18 protein-coding genes and 1 pseudogene are annotated in these 14,627 nt (G+C 36.7%); all 19 read left to right on the forward strand.

Annotation, left to right across the window (positions count from 1 at the left end; all coding sequences use genetic code 11):
* Nucleotides 1-21: 21 nt before the first annotated feature.
* Nucleotides 22-1,098 (forward strand): S49 family peptidase, encoded by a 1,077-nt coding sequence (locus tag OPR39_RS06675; RefSeq protein WP_406833340.1) that lies wholly within the window; start codon nucleotides 22-24, stop codon nucleotides 1,096-1,098.
* Nucleotides 1,073-1,441 carry a head decoration protein gene (locus tag OPR39_RS06680; RefSeq protein ID WP_262986414.1) on the forward strand — a complete coding sequence of 123 codons (369 nt, stop codon included), beginning with the start codon at nucleotides 1,073-1,075 and terminating at the stop codon, nucleotides 1,439-1,441. The genes OPR39_RS06675 and OPR39_RS06680 overlap by 26 nt, the downstream gene beginning before the upstream one ends.
* Nucleotides 1,442-1,466: 25 nt before the next feature.
* Nucleotides 1,467-2,471, forward strand: a complete 1,005-nt coding sequence (locus OPR39_RS06685; protein WP_265039414.1) for a major capsid protein — start codon at nucleotides 1,467-1,469, stop codon at nucleotides 2,469-2,471.
* A gap of 91 nt (nucleotides 2,472-2,562) precedes the next feature.
* Nucleotides 2,563-2,883, forward strand: coding sequence for a head-tail joining protein (locus tag OPR39_RS06690; protein WP_264377373.1), 321 nt, complete (start codon nucleotides 2,563-2,565; stop codon nucleotides 2,881-2,883).
* The gene (locus OPR39_RS06695) at nucleotides 2,876-3,364 is read left to right on the forward strand and encodes a phage tail protein (protein ID WP_265039416.1); all 489 of its coding nucleotides are present in this window, start codon (nucleotides 2,876-2,878) and stop codon (nucleotides 3,362-3,364) included. The genes OPR39_RS06690 and OPR39_RS06695 overlap by 8 nt, the downstream gene beginning before the upstream one ends.
* Nucleotides 3,345-3,818, forward strand: coding sequence for a hypothetical protein (locus tag OPR39_RS06700; protein ID WP_065094331.1), 474 nt, complete (start codon nucleotides 3,345-3,347; stop codon nucleotides 3,816-3,818). Before OPR39_RS06695 ends, OPR39_RS06700 begins: the two co-directional genes overlap by 20 nt.
* A complete protein-coding gene (locus OPR39_RS06705; RefSeq protein WP_265039203.1) occupies nucleotides 3,805-4,260 on the forward strand; it encodes a phage baseplate assembly protein V in 456 nt (151 codons plus the stop codon). The genes OPR39_RS06700 and OPR39_RS06705 overlap by 14 nt, the downstream gene beginning before the upstream one ends.
* Before the next feature lie 8 nt (nucleotides 4,261-4,268).
* Nucleotides 4,269-4,523 carry a PAAR domain-containing protein gene (locus OPR39_RS06710; protein WP_065094333.1) on the forward strand — a complete coding sequence of 85 codons (255 nt, stop codon included), beginning with the start codon at nucleotides 4,269-4,271 and terminating at the stop codon, nucleotides 4,521-4,523.
* Nucleotides 4,524-4,528: 5 nt separating this feature from the next.
* Complete coding sequence (locus tag OPR39_RS06715; protein ID WP_264683014.1) at nucleotides 4,529-4,864, forward strand: GPW/gp25 family protein; 336 nt, start codon at nucleotides 4,529-4,531, stop codon at nucleotides 4,862-4,864.
* 9 nt (nucleotides 4,865-4,873) lie between these two features.
* Complete coding sequence (locus OPR39_RS06720; RefSeq protein ID WP_264683015.1) at nucleotides 4,874-5,671, forward strand: baseplate assembly protein; 798 nt, start codon at nucleotides 4,874-4,876, stop codon at nucleotides 5,669-5,671.
* 6 nt (nucleotides 5,672-5,677) lie between these two features.
* Nucleotides 5,678-6,895: a phage tail protein gene (locus OPR39_RS06725; protein ID WP_264683017.1), complete on the forward strand. Its 1,218-nt coding sequence runs from the start codon at nucleotides 5,678-5,680 to the stop codon at nucleotides 6,893-6,895.
* Nucleotides 6,896-6,915: 20 nt separating this feature from the next.
* Complete coding sequence (locus tag OPR39_RS06730; RefSeq protein WP_265039418.1) at nucleotides 6,916-7,602, forward strand: hypothetical protein; 687 nt, start codon at nucleotides 6,916-6,918, stop codon at nucleotides 7,600-7,602.
* Between the two features lie 16 nt (nucleotides 7,603-7,618).
* Complete coding sequence (locus OPR39_RS06735; RefSeq protein WP_265039274.1) at nucleotides 7,619-9,550, forward strand: DUF4815 domain-containing protein; 1,932 nt, start codon at nucleotides 7,619-7,621, stop codon at nucleotides 9,548-9,550.
* 4 nt (nucleotides 9,551-9,554) lie between these two features.
* Nucleotides 9,555-10,739 (forward strand): annotated as a pseudogene (locus tag OPR39_RS06740) (hypothetical protein).
* Nucleotides 10,739-10,933 (forward strand): hypothetical protein, encoded by a 195-nt coding sequence (locus OPR39_RS06745; protein ID WP_114517444.1) that lies wholly within the window; start codon nucleotides 10,739-10,741, stop codon nucleotides 10,931-10,933. The pseudogene OPR39_RS06740 and the gene OPR39_RS06745 overlap by 1 nt, the downstream one beginning before the upstream one ends.
* Nucleotides 10,930-12,360, forward strand: a complete 1,431-nt coding sequence (locus OPR39_RS06750; protein ID WP_265039276.1) for an SF-assemblin family protein — start codon at nucleotides 10,930-10,932, stop codon at nucleotides 12,358-12,360. The genes OPR39_RS06745 and OPR39_RS06750 overlap by 4 nt, the downstream gene beginning before the upstream one ends.
* Nucleotides 12,361-12,366: 6 nt before the next feature.
* Nucleotides 12,367-12,924 carry a hypothetical protein gene (locus OPR39_RS06755; protein ID WP_226079826.1) on the forward strand — a complete coding sequence of 186 codons (558 nt, stop codon included), beginning with the start codon at nucleotides 12,367-12,369 and terminating at the stop codon, nucleotides 12,922-12,924.
* A gap of 15 nt (nucleotides 12,925-12,939) precedes the next feature.
* Complete coding sequence (locus OPR39_RS06760; RefSeq protein WP_265039280.1) at nucleotides 12,940-14,097, forward strand: phage tail sheath subtilisin-like domain-containing protein; 1,158 nt, start codon at nucleotides 12,940-12,942, stop codon at nucleotides 14,095-14,097.
* A 13-nt stretch (nucleotides 14,098-14,110) separates the two neighbouring features.
* Nucleotides 14,111-14,617: a phage major tail tube protein gene (locus OPR39_RS06765; RefSeq protein ID WP_265039282.1), complete on the forward strand. Its 507-nt coding sequence runs from the start codon at nucleotides 14,111-14,113 to the stop codon at nucleotides 14,615-14,617.
* Nucleotides 14,618-14,627: the final 10 nt, after the last annotated feature.

Here is a 14,627-nt window from a genome sequence, read left to right on the forward strand (position 1 = left end):
AACAATGGCTAAACAGATGTAATGGTAGAACCAAGGAGTTTTGAGTTACTGTCACTACAAACAGGAAAGCAGCCTATCTTTAAAAATATAAAACATGCAGTAAGAAATAGTGAAAGAGGAATAATACCGATACATGGCATTTTAACTAAAAAACCTGGTGCATTTGATGAAATGCTCGGAATGACATCATATGAGCAAATAGAAGAACAAATTACACAAGCATTAGCAGATAGTAGCATAGAGACAATTATACTGGAAATAGATAGCCCCGGAGGAGAGGTAAACGGTATATTTGACCTAGCTGACTTTATTTATGAATCAAGAGGAAAAAAGAGGATAATAGCGATAGCAAATGATGATGCATATTCTGCTGCGTACGCTATAGCTTCTAGCGCTGAAAAGATTTTTCTCACCCGCACTTCAGGAGTTGGGAGTATAGGAGTAATAGCAAGTCATATAGATCAAAGTGGATTTGATGAAAAATGTGGAATAAAATATACCACAGTGTTTGCAGGAAGTAGAAAAAATGATTTAAATCCACATGAGCCAATAACTTCTGAGAGTTTAGAAAATCTAAAAAGCGAAGTGAATCGTTTATATGAAATGCTGGTTGAGCTAATAGCACGCAATAGAAACCTTTCTGTAGAGGCAATCAAATCAACAGAAGCAGGGCTATATTTTGGCGAGAAAGCAGTAGAAATAGGTCTTGCAGATGGAATTACAATTCTTTCAGAGTTTAAATATATTAATAAAAACAGGAGTATTACTATGAACGAACAAACTATAACTGACCTAAAAGAAGAAACTAATAATTTAACTAAGTATCGTACTGAAGTTCTTGAATTAATACGTTTATGTAATATATCAAAGATGCCAGAAAAGATAGGAGAATTTATTGAGCAGGGTGTAAGTGTTGAGCAAGCAAGGGAGGTTTTAATGGAATTACTTGCAGAAAGAACAAAGAAGACAGAGATAATAAGTACAATACCACAGAATTCAGGAGAAGAGTTGATGATGCAGGTAGCGAAAAGTCGTAGGCATTTAAAATATATAACAAAAGGAGAAAAGCAAAATGAGTACTATAACCGAACAAAATAATCTGAGTGACTTATTAAAGTATGAGGCATCAAGCCTGTATTCAAGAGATCAAATAACAGTAGCAAAAGGGCAGAACCTAAAGCTTGGTACAGTAGTGGCTCTCGATAAAGATAGCATGGTTAAGATAATAAATCCAACTGCCACAGATGGTACACAAACAGCGATAGGTGCAATAGTAAGTGATGTAAATGCGACAGAAAATGCCAAAGCAGTAATCATTACACGTATAGCAATGCTAGCAGATCATGCAGTTGTATGGCCAGCAAATATCACTGAAGAGCAGAAAGCTGCAGCAATAAAGCAACTTGAAGGACGAGGGATCATTGTCCGCAAGGGAGTGTAACTTAAATTAATAAGGGGGAAAAAGAATGCAAAATCCATTTACAAATACAGCATTTAGTATGACGGCACTAACAAATGCGATGAATATATTGCCGGTAAATTATGGACGAGTTGAAAATTTAAATTTGTTTCCAAGTAGGTCAGTAAGATTTAGACATATTACCATAGAAGAGCAAAACGGAGTATTAAGTTTACTACCAACGCAGTTACCCGGAGCACCAGCAACAGTAGGAAAAAGAGGAAAAAGAAAGGTAAGAACATTTACGATTCCACATATTCCACATGATGATGTAGTGTTACCAGAGGAAGTACAGGGAATAAGGGCATTTGGATCAGAGAGTGAACTTAAAGCGCTGGCAGATGTAATAACCGATCATTTGCAATTGATGAGGAACAAACATGCAATAACATTAGAGCATTTGCGAATGGGAGCGCTGAAAGGAATAATTTTAGATGCTGATGGGTCAGAATTATTAAATCTGTACAACGAATTTGAAATCACGCCAAAAGTAGTAAATTTTGCACTGGGAACAGCAACAACAGATGTAAAACGTAAGTGTCTGGAAGTATTGCGGCACATAGAAGATAATCTAAGTGGTGAATATATGACCGGAATTCATGCCTTGGTAAGCCCTGAGTTTTTTGATGCACTAACTTCACATACTAAAGTGAAAGAAGCATACGAGAGATGGCAAGAAGGAGCAGCGCTTCGAAATGATATGAGATCAGGATTTACGTTCTGTGGAATTACATTTGAGGAATATAGAGGGCAAGCAACTGACCCTGAAGGAACCGTAAGAAGATTTATTGAGAAAGATACAGGGCACTGTTTTCCACTAGGAACAGCAAGCACATTTACAACATATTTTGCACCAGCAGATTTTAATGAGACAGTGAATACTCTTGGACAGCCACTATATGCAAAGCAAGAACCAAGGAGGTTTGATAGAGGGACTGATTTACATACGCAGTCAAATCCTCTGCCAATGTGTCACAGACCTGGGGTATTAGTCAGGGTTGTTGCAACATAACAACACAGGTAGAGCAATTATAAAGCAGTGTGAGGTAGAAGAATGCTTTACCTCTTCTTAGCATGTAAATGTTAGTATATAACGGAGAAATGTGCAAGAAAATATTAAGCGATTATTTAAAGATTGTTTTGCCCATTTAGGAGAAGTGGCTTTATATAAATCAAAGGATAAGTCATATATTGTACAGGTATTAAAGCAACAGCCAGATAAATTATACGAGATTGGTGAAGGACAATTTGTGGGAGAGATGCTTTTTCTTGAGGTAAATGTTTTTGATGTACTGAGGCCAATGGTGGGAGATATTTTTGTTATTGATGGCCGTAAATATAAAGTATATTCTCCACCACTGCGAGATAATTCAGGAATAGTATGGAATATAAAATGTACAGTACTTGGAGAGAAGGATGTTTAACATTGAGGTTAATGAAAATATTGAGAGAATTATTCACAACATTGATGCTAACAAAGCCAAAATAGAATTGGCAGCGGTAAGAGCGCTAAACAAAACGGCATTATGGTTAAAATCTCAGGCTGTCCGAGAAATCAGTGAAGAAAAGCAAATTAGGCTAAAAGTAATTAGAAAAAGACTAAGAATTATCAAGGCAAGGAAAAGCACTTTGAAGGTTTTAATTAGAGCATATCTGTATGATATAAATATAAAACAAGCAAAAATAAGAACAGCATTTAATGATGCATTTATGGCAACGATGCCAAGAGGCTATCGTGGTATTTTTAAACGTGTAGGAAGAACAGCACTACCGATACAGGAGGTTAAACTACCACTTGAACCTGAGGCTTCAAGGATAATAGAAAATCTTGTTAATTATGAAGTTAAAAGGATATTTGAAAAATATTTTACACATAAGTTATTTTATGACGGCATTTTGGACTAATTTACATGAGGCAATCTGTAATACGCTAAAGGCAGAGATACCAGCAATTCAAACTTGTGAGGTTTATCCAGCAATAAGGAAAGAGTTAGCAGCTCCAGCGGTATTTATAGAATTGTCAAGTCTAGAGCAAGGAAAAGATCCAGGAACAGAGGAGCTAGCGCTGAGAGCAAAATTTGAGGCACGAATAGTGATCGATAGCACAATAGAAAATGCCCCTATTATTGTCAGATCATTAGCTGCTGAGGTTGCCAGAGTAGTAAATAAAAATACTTGGAACGTGAAAAATGTTTCACCAGGAGAATTTATATCAGGAGGAGGAGATGATTTTAGGCCAGAGCTCGATGCATATTTAGTGTGGATGGTAGACTGGGCGCACGAATTGCATGTAGGGCGATCGATTTGGGAAGTGAGTAAAATAAAACCTCATTTAATCGATGTGAATGTTGGAAAGTAATTTTGCAATTTCAGAATTGCGGAGGAAATTGGCCAACATTGTCCGTATAGGCATTGTCGAAAAAATAGATTATGAAAAAGCTAAAGTAAAAGTTAGAATAGGTGAACTTGTAACAGATTTTCTTCCATGGATAACAAATAGAGCTGAAAGTTGGTCACCACCAAATATTGATGAACAGGTAATAGTATTATCACCATTGGGAGAATTGTCTTTGGGGGTGGTGTTACCGGCAATATATCAGGAAAAATACCCTCCTCCAGAGAATAAAAAGGAAGTAAATAATGTAAAATTTCAAGATGGGACAAGATTTACATATGATAAAGAGAAACATCATTTAGAGATTGAAGTAGTAGACAAGATAACACTGAATGTTGGGGAATCAAGTGTAGAGATAACAAAGAGCGAAATAAAACTAAAAGCAAAAAGAGTAAATCTAAATTAGGGAAAGGAATGAATAAATCAGTTATACGCCTAGGAGATCACTGTGAAGGAGCGTTGCTGCATTTTTGTATAAGTGGAAGCAGAGATGTATTTATAAACGGAAGACCTGTCTGTAGGCAAGGAGATAATTTTAGTGAAGGAAAAGTAATGACACAAGGGTCGAAAGCAGTGTTTGTAAATGGCAAAGCCATTGCTCGTACTGGTGACCTAATTTCCTGTGGAGCAATAGCAGAAGAAGGGAGTGATAACGTTTTTGCAGGGTAAATAATATGCGTGGTATGAGTTCTGAAACTGGTAAAACAATAAGTGGTATAGAGCATTTAAAACAATCAATAGTTGATATTTTAACTACGCCAATTGGCACTCGTGTTATGCGCCGAGATTACGGATCAAGGTTATTTGAGCTGATTGATCATCCAATTGTACCTGGTTTTGCACAAGAACTTTATGCAGCAGTTGCAGAAGCATTAGAAAAGTGGGAGCGTCGATTTAAGCTTAAACGTGTACAAATAACAGAAATAAAAGAAGGTAAAGTAACTCTCATTTTAGAGGGAACCTATCTACCAAATGGAGAGCCGATCCGCCTTGATGGTATTATAGTATAAGGTAGTAGGATGAAAACACCAAATATTGTCGAAACATTAAAATTTGAGGAAATCTTTTCGCGAATGAAAGAAGAGTTAGTGCGTCGGAATGCAAGTTTTTCTGCACTAACTGAGAGTGATCCAGCAATAAAGATACTGGAAGTAGCAGCCTGGCGTGAACTTTTGCTTAGGCAAAGGATTGATGATGCAGCACAGGCAAATTTACTTGCTTTTGCAAGAGGTAATGACCTTGATCACTTGGCTGAATTTTATGGTGTGCTGAGAAAGGAGTCAGAGAATGATGAATCCTTAAGGAAGCGGGTAAAAGCCAAAATTGTTGGTTGGTCAACAGCAGGGAGTAAGGAGCATTATCGCTATCATGCATTATCTGCTGACACGAGAGTAAAAGATGCGCAAGTGGTATCACCTATACCAGGAAGTGTACAGATTTCAATACTTTCCACAGAAAATGGTGGAGTACCTTCAGAAGAATTGCTAGAGATCGTCAGAAATCACGTTATTCGCGATGATATTCGTGTATTAACAGATACGCTTACAGTTATTGGCTGTGGTATTATTCCCATTACTATTCATGCTAAAGTGCATATTTACCCTACTGCATCCAAAGATGTTATCGAAGCTGCAAAGGAACAATTTATCAAAGATCTTGAATCTGCTAAAGGTTTAGGGTGGAATGTTACCAGATCATGGATTATTGCCCACCTCTTTATAGAAGGTATGCAGAATATAGAGCTTACAGAGCCGATAGAAGACATCGTCGTGCAAGATAATGAATGCGTTACTTTAAATAATTTAAGTGTTAGGTAAAAATTGGTGATACTTCCTCCAAATGCTTCAAAGCAAGAGCAAATACTTACAGACATAATTAATTATTCTTTTGATGCAAATTCTCTACGGGGATTTAAATTTAACCCACAGACTGAAATGTTGCCGTGGCTAGTAGCGGAATACGGCTTGGGAGAAATTTTATCCTGGGGTAAGAAAGCTACTAAGAGTGTATTAAAAGAATGGGTCTTAGCTAAGCAAAACGGAATAAGATTTCAACGTTTGCGCGGTACACCACAGTCACTGAAGATGGCGCTGAAGTGGGCAAACATTGATAATATTACCATTCAAGAAGAACCACCAGGAGAGCATTTTGCTGAATTTCAAATTGGCATCTCTGATGTTCCTAATGACTTTTTTGTCGATAGTGTAATTGCTCTGGCAAAACTTTCTGCACCGGTAAGATCTCGATTAATGCGAATATTCAATGACTATTACAATGCTCAGCGGTTTATGTTAGATGAAAGTATTTTTGGAGATCTTCTTTCAGACTACTCAGGTGTAAAAATAGCAAAAGAAGGACCAGTATTATCGTTTGGAAGAAAAAACTCATTTGAGCTGAAAATAGGAAATCCAAGATTTAAATTTGGCACTTTTAGATCACATTATGATAGAAGTTACAGTAATGATTTATATAGGTTAGATGTTGCAACATTAGGAGAGACAGAGCCTCACACGAAGAATTACAACGGTACATATGAAAGAAATCATGAGTGGTACAACTTAGAAGCACTATATCCTCTACCACAGAGTTTATTGCCAGAAATTAAGTTTGCTAAAGCATTGATAGTATTGTCAGATAGTTGGAATTTAGGGGATATCAATGCTTGTTTTGCATCAACTACTTATGAAGAAATAGAGCATACATTTCACTTAAGTGAAGATAAACTTTCTGAGCAGATTTGGAATTTTCAACGTACACCAATTTTAGAGCGATTTAGTATAACTTATTACTATGAAGCGAAGAATTTTACTGATCAAAAAATAATAGAGTCTAATTTAGTGGAATATCACGTTGATTGTAAAAATGATTCAGATTCAAAACAGAAAGATCCCATTCATGAGCTAGAAAATTACGTAGCAGCATTCTATCTAGGTATGGTTACTTGGCATGAACATCGCCACTTACATCGCCCTTGGAAAGATTTTGATCCTATTATTGCAAAAAAATTGGACGTTTTTTCTACGGATCTTGTATATACATAATATCAACTGCACAATCAACTATGTCAGTACTCACACAATCAGGCAGAGCAGCTATTGCTGCGAGCATAAAAGAGCAACCGATACATCTTGCTTGGGGATCTGGAGATTCTACCTGGGAAAGCAGCTACAAAGTTGAAAAAACTTTTGCAGCAGGCGGCAAGATAAGTTTAGATCACCACACTATTAAAGATGTAAAAGTTTATACAGGGCAAACAATTTATCAGTCAAGCATAGATTATATAGTTGATAGTAGCTCAGGCACTATTGAGCGTGTAGAAAATGGTGCAATTATAGCAGATAGCGTAATCACTATAGAGTACACTCAAGACACACCACCGGAACTAATTACTTCTGCAACATTAATTAAGGAAGTTGGACGTCGTGTTGTTGATGAGATACTCTTTTGTACTGGTGATGATGATGGAGAGCTTCTAACTCCCACAGGTAGGTTTAAACCCTCAAATGTACCAACCAATAATTTGTACCTTAAATTTACTTTCGATTTCACGGACGCAGCAAATCAAGTTATACGGGAATTAGGAGTTATGGTTGGTACAAAGGTAAAAGAAAAGTTGCCTCCTGGACAGAGATATTTTGAACCACAAGATATAGAAGACCCAGGGATCTTATTAGTTTTAGAGCATACAGTACCGCTCATTAGGACTTCAGCAACCCGGGAAACTTTTTCGTTTGTAGTGACATTTTAGAAAAAGAGAAAAAAAGATGACCTTAAATAGCTATTATAACCGCTTTAATCCTGACAAAGAATACGAAAAAAGCTTGTTCCTGGCAGGAAGAGGTCTACAGTCAGCAGAATTAAACGAGACGCAAGAATATGCTCTCTCTAAGCTTAAAGGCATAGGCGATGCAATATTTCGTGATGGTGATGTTATAACAGGAAGCAATTGTATTATAGATAGAGAAACTGGTAAAGTTACGCTTGAGTCAGGAAAAATCTATCTTCGTGGAGCAGTTAGAAAAGTTGAAAAAGAAGAATTTACTATTCCACTAAGTACCACAGTGCGTATAGGTGTTTATTACCTAGAATCTACGATTACAGAACTTGAGGATGCAAATCTTCGTGATCCTGCAGTTGGTACAAGAAACTATCAGGAGGTAGGAGCTGCAAGGCTTAAAGTTTCCATCATTTGGGGATACCAAGTAGAAAGTGTTACTGTTAACTCTACAAATGGCGAATTTTATCCAATTTATAACATTGAAAATGGAGTACTGATAGAACATTCACCACCTCCACAAGCAAATATAGTAACTACCGCTCTTGCTCGTTATGATAAAGAAGCCAATGGTTCCTACGTTGTAAATGGCCTTGAAGTAATGTGTCTGCAGAGAGAAGAAGGAGACGAAAAGGGGAAAAAAATATTTGTGATTAATGAGGGCAAAGCTCATGTTGATGGCTATGAGATTGAACTTCCTCACAGTATTCGTGTTTCTTTTGATCAAGATCCGGATATAAAATCAGTTGAATCAGAACCACATACTTTTCAGCCAAATAGCCAAAGAGTAATGGAACTGAAGGTTAATGATTTTCCAATAAGTGAAATCAAAAAAGTAGATATAACTGTTCAAAAAACTATTACCATTACTCACGGTTCATATTCAGGAGCCATTGATCCGATACCTGACTCTGCAGTACTTGAAATTATTCAAATTAAACAAGGCAATGTTATTTATGAAAATAGTATAGATTACAAATTAAACGCAGGAAACGTCGATTGGTCATTACCTGGTAAAGAGCCAGCTCCTGGAAGTAGTTACCTAATAACCTATCGCTGCCGCACTCATGTAAGCCCTGAAGATATAAATGAAAAGGGATGTAAAGTAAAAGGAGCAGTTGATAACAGCTTGGTTTTGATAGATTATACCTGGAAAATGCCGCGTTATGATTTAATCACTATAAATGCAAAAGGCGCAATAAGAAGGATAAAAGGCATAGCTCACCCTTGGCGACCATCAATGCCTAAAGCACCTAGCGGACAACTTTTGCTCTGCTACATTCATCAGACGTGGAAAAAAGGCGAAGGGGTAAAAATAGTGAATAATGCTATTCATGCTGTACCGATGAATGAGCTTGAAGCAATGAAAAAAGGAATAAATGATCTTTATGCTCTTGTTGCACAGGAACGTTTACGCAGTGATGCAAATTCAAGAGAACCTACTACCAAAAAAGGAGTATTTGTTGATTCGTTTTTTGACGATGATATGCGTGATCAAGGAATTTCGCAGTCTGCAGCAATAGTAAATAGAGAGCTAGTTCTGCCAATAGATGTAGAAGTTGCAGATATTGAAAAAGGTGGGGAAAGATATCTTTTGCCTTATAAACTTGAACCGGTACTGGAGCAGCTTTTACAGACTAAAGGAGAAAAGATTAATCCGTATCAAGCTTTTGATCCAGTCCCGGCACAAATTACTCTAAATAAAAACATTGACCACTGGACAGAGGTTACCACGAATTGGAAAAGTCCAGTAACAAGAGTATTTAATGTTAAAGAAACGACAGAGCTGCTGTCAAGTACTTCATACGAAACTGAATTTATGAGAGAAGCAGTACAGAATTTTGAAATTGAAGGTTTTGAGCCAAGTGAGAAGCTTAAAGAGATAAAATTTGACGGAATAATTATTCAACCTATAGCATAAAAATATGTTAATAGTTAACAATCAAGGACAAATAAGTGGAAAAATAAAAATCCCAGCAAATATTCCAGCAGGTACTAAATTAGTACAGTTTTATGGTGATAAAAGAAGCTATGGAGAAGCAACGTACACTGGTAAAAAAACTATTACCATAGAAGAGAGAAGAAGAGTTATCGCAGCAAGAAGAATTGATCCTTTAGCGCAAACATTTACTTTAAATGAGAGTAGGCACATAGGAGGTCTAGAGTTATGGTTTATAAATAAAGGCAAAAAACGTGTTGTTGTGCAGATTAGAGAAACAGCAGTGGGAATGCCATCGCAGACTGTTATTGCTGAAAGCTATATTGAGCCAAAAGATATAAAGATAGATGGCACAGCAACACGTATAGAGTGGTCACCAGTGTTTTGACATGCAGGACGAGAGTATGCAATAGTACTGCTTACTGATGATCAGGGTACTGCAGTAAAAATAGCAGAACTTGGCAAATATGATGCAGTAAATAGCCGTTGGGTAACGAGTCAGCCATATCAAGTAGGAGTATTACTCTCATCTAGCAACGCAAGTACTTGGACTCCACATCAGAACTTAGATTTAACGTTTCGGCTTTTGGCTGCAAAATTTAGCGAAGTTTCTCACATTATTGATCTTGGCAAGGTTACTGCAAATAACGTATCAGATTTAATTGTTTTGACGAACGTCGAAAAAGTAGCATTTGATACCAATGTAGAATTTATTTTAACAGATGAAGAAGGAAAAGAAAATTTTTTGTCTGATAATTTGCCACTCGCACTGCGTGAAAGATTATCTGGAGAGCTAACGGTAAAAGCAAGCCTAAAAGGAGGGCGAGAAAAAAGTCCAGTGCTATATCCTGGGTTACAGCTAGTTCTAGGTAATCTTTCAGAGTCTGGAGATTATGTAACAAGAAGCATTACAGCAGGAGCTAACACTAAAATCACCATAACGTATGATGCGCTAATACCTGGCACTGCAGATGTTAAAGCATATGTGCAAAAAAACGTGGATTGGCAATTAGTAAATTTAACATCAGGAAAACCAATTGGAGAAAATTGGGTAGAAAGAACTCATGTGCTATCAAATTTTAATGCCAATGAGACAAGGGTAAAATTAGTTTTAAGTGGAACGGTTGTTTATCGCCCTAAGGTAAAAAATCTCAGAGTGATTGTCACATAATGACTGTTGACCAAACCAAACGAGGATATCCACTGCCTCATCCAGAAAATATTGCAGTTCAAGATGTGGTACGTATTCGAAGAGCTATAGAAAAAATAGATGAAGATATTACCGAAAGAGAAGATGAGCATAATCAACTAAAAAATAATTTTAAACGATTTAGATTTGAAACTTTTTTGAATTTTTGGGAATGAAAGAAGCAATAGAAGCGTTACATAAAAGGATAAAGGATTTAGCAGTAAGTAGCACAGCTGATCAACTGGCATATCTTGCAAAATCGCTGGAATTGATAGCAGATAAAAAAGCTATTTCCAACGTTGTGCAGATGACTGAAGTAAAAGGAATAATTGATGCACTACAAAAGAGGCTTAAGGATTTAGCAGCAAACAGTACTCCAGATCAATTAGCATATCTTGCTAAAGCATTGGAATCAATAGTCGACAAAAGTGCAGTTTCTGAAATTGTACAGATGACTGATGGTAAGCTAAAAGAGCTTCTTGATAGTGCAAAAAAACACTTAACTGATCTGGATAATAAAAAAGCTAGTTCTTTAGCAGTGATCTCTGAATCAGAGAAGCAGTTATTAAAGAGAATTGATGAAAAAGGAACAACAAATTTATCGCTACTTGATACGAGAAAGAATGCCAATATTGCAGCAATAAATAGCATTAGTAATAGTCATAAAGATGGTCTTAAAGGTTTAGTAGAAGATTTTCGTGCTGTTAATAATGTACCACCTGGCTCATCAATTATAGGAGAAATAGAAACTCGAATTGAAAACATCTCTAATGAGGTAAAAACTCGGGATGAACAGTTAAAAGTGTCTCTTATAAATGAAATAAGAAAGCGCAACATGGTTGAACCAGGGTCATTACCTTTCTTATTTGGTGTACTTGGCAGAAAAAATAATTATTTTGGCCACGGAACTTTTACGACAGAGCTTGGAAAGTGGAGTAGTGATATAACAAAAACTGACTATATGTTACAACTACTAGCAGGTAGCCATACGTACAATACAGATTACGTTAGTTTTTATCGGCCAAGACAACTCTATTTTATAGAGGGAAGTAAAGGAACATTTATTTACGGAGAGTTATGCACAAAAAGTTTTTCTGGTAGTTATGATGAGATATACTATTACCCGTATGCTGCACTTGGAGTAGTATTTGTAAAAAATACAACCAATGTGAACATAAATAAGACAATGGAATTTGTTGGATCATCGTATTCGAGTACGGAGTATGGGGGAGCAGGATTATTTGTGGGAACTCCTGATAACACTAATTCTAATAAATCAAGTATTTCAAAAATAGTATGGAAAAATGTTTACCAATACACGAGTTCTGATAGCAAGTTAGCCGGATCTGGTAATGTGGAGATTCCAGCAGGAAAAACAGTTGCAATATTACTTTACACATCATCTTACCTGTATTCCAGGACACAAGTTAGTCAAGGTATGCTTGCATCAAATTATGTACACAACTATGGTCAATTTATTCAGTGGGGGATTTATAACATACGTAGCAATGTTCTAACTACAGGACTTGAAGTAGATGTGGAGAGAACGCTAAAAGCTTGGCAATGTCCAGGATTATCTAACACGTATGAGATTTGGAGGTAACAAACAATGTCTATCTACATTAGATTTGAAAATGATAAACAAGTAGAAACAACAACACTTGAAAGCAAGCCAACTGAAAATGATTGGTATGAAGCACCAGAAGATTTTGATTGGCAAAAAAGTTATTGTTTAACAGAAGGAGGCAAAATTGCTCAGCGGAATCAAGAAGATATTGAATTGGAGTTACTACAAAATGCGAAGTTTTCTGCACTTTCTAATCTTCATGCTTATTATGATAACTATACTCACCAATACTCAGGATATTCTCATCAGAAGTCTAAGTCGTACGAAATACAAGCAAAAGCCGCAGAGAACATTTTAGCAGCACCAGAATCTATAGACAAAAAAGATGCAGAAATTATAGAGCCATTAGCAAAAGTCCGAGGAATTTCAGTAGTAGAAATGGCAAGAATAATTCAGGAAAAAGCAAAAAGAGCGAAAAAAGCAATAATCAAGTGCGAAGAATTGGTGGATATAGCTGAAAGGGAAATCGGTGAAGCTAAAAGTAAGGAAGAGCTGCAAACTTTGCTAGATAATTGTAAACAAAAAATGCAAGAAAGTTGAAAAGGGGAAAAAGAAATGACAGAACAGTTTCTACATGGAGTAAATGTTATCGAGGTTACCTCAGGAGCGAGGACAGTACGAACAGCTAAATCATCGGTAATTGGAGTAATTGGTACTGCACCTGATGCTGACGGGCAAAAGTTTCCACTAAATAAACCAATATTAATAGCAGGAAGCTTAAAAGAAGCAGCAAAACTTGGTCGATCTGGGACTTTGCCTTCAGCTATTAATGCAATTTTTTCCCAAATTGGTGCAACAGTAGTAGTTATTCGAGTTGAGGAGAAAGTAGAAGAGACGCTCAGCAATGTCATTGGTGGAGTTAACGAAGAAACTGGAGAATATCAGGGAATTCAAGCGTTCTTAAGCAGTGAAAGCATAGTTCATGTTGCGCCAAGAATACTAATTGCACCTCAGTTTACTCATCAATTATCTGGAGATGCTGGAAATCCAGTGGTTAGCGCTTTAATTCCTATAGCAGAAAAGCTAAGAGCAATAATAGTAGCAGATGGACCAAATACCAATGATGAAGAAGCAATAAAATGGAGAAAAAGTGTAGGCAGCTCAAGAGTTTATGTTGTTGATCCGTGGGTTAAGGTTTTTATTGAAGGAAAAGAAGAAATTCTCCCTCCAAGTTCATTTGTAGCTGGTTTAATAGCTAAGATAGATAGCGAGCAAGGCTTCTGGCACTCACCTTCAAATAAAGAGATAAATGGTATTGTTGGAACAAGCAGGCCTATTGATTTTACGCTCGGTAATATAAATTGTAGAGCAAACCACTTGAATGAAAATGAAGTAACAACGATAATTCATCAAAATGGCTACAGGCTTTGGGGAAATAGAACATGTTCAAATGACTCAAAATGGGCTTTTTTGTCAGTGAGAAGGACTGCAGATTTAATCAATGATAGTTTACTTCGAGCTCATTTATGGGCAGTTGATCGCAATATCACCAAAACTTATATAGATGATGTAATTGAGGGGGTGAATTCTTATCTGGCAAGTTTAAAAGCACAAGGGGCGATTATTAGCGGAAAATGTTATGCAACCCCAGAACTCAATACACCAACAAACATTGCAAGTGGAAAAGTATACTTTGACTTTGAGTTTACACCACCATATCCAGCAGAACAGATTACTTTCAGGTCACATCTTGTGAGTGGTACAATATTATAAAAAAGAGGAAAAAATGTTACCGAAGATTTTAAAGAATTTTAACGTATTCGTAGATGGTCGGGGTTACGCAGGAAAAATAGATGAAATTACCCTACCAAAACTTACCATAAAAACAGAGGAGTACCGTGCTGGTGGTATGGATATTCCAGTAAATATTGATATGGGCATGGAAAAGCTTGAAGCAGATTTCACTTTTTCTGAATATGACACAGAACTCTTTCGGCTATTTGGGTTGATAAATGGGAATTCAGTAGCTTTGACACTCAGAGGTGGAATGCAAGGGAGTGGTAGTAACGATATTGAAGGAGTAATAATCAACCTTGGGGGCATATTCAGAGAATTTGATTTTGGTAGCTGGAAACCTGCTGAAAAAGCAACGCTGAAGTGTACTGTAGCTGCTCATTACTATAAACTTACTATCGGTAGTAATGAATTAATAGAAATCGATGCTGAGAACATGATCCGTAAGATTAACGGTGTTGATCAAATGACTTCTATGCGCACAGCTTTAGGAATTTAACTAAAAGGGT

This window comes from Wolbachia endosymbiont (group A) of Yponomeuta plumbellus (assembly GCF_947251575.1).
GTDB lineage: Bacteria > Pseudomonadota > Alphaproteobacteria > Rickettsiales > Anaplasmataceae > Wolbachia > Wolbachia pipientis.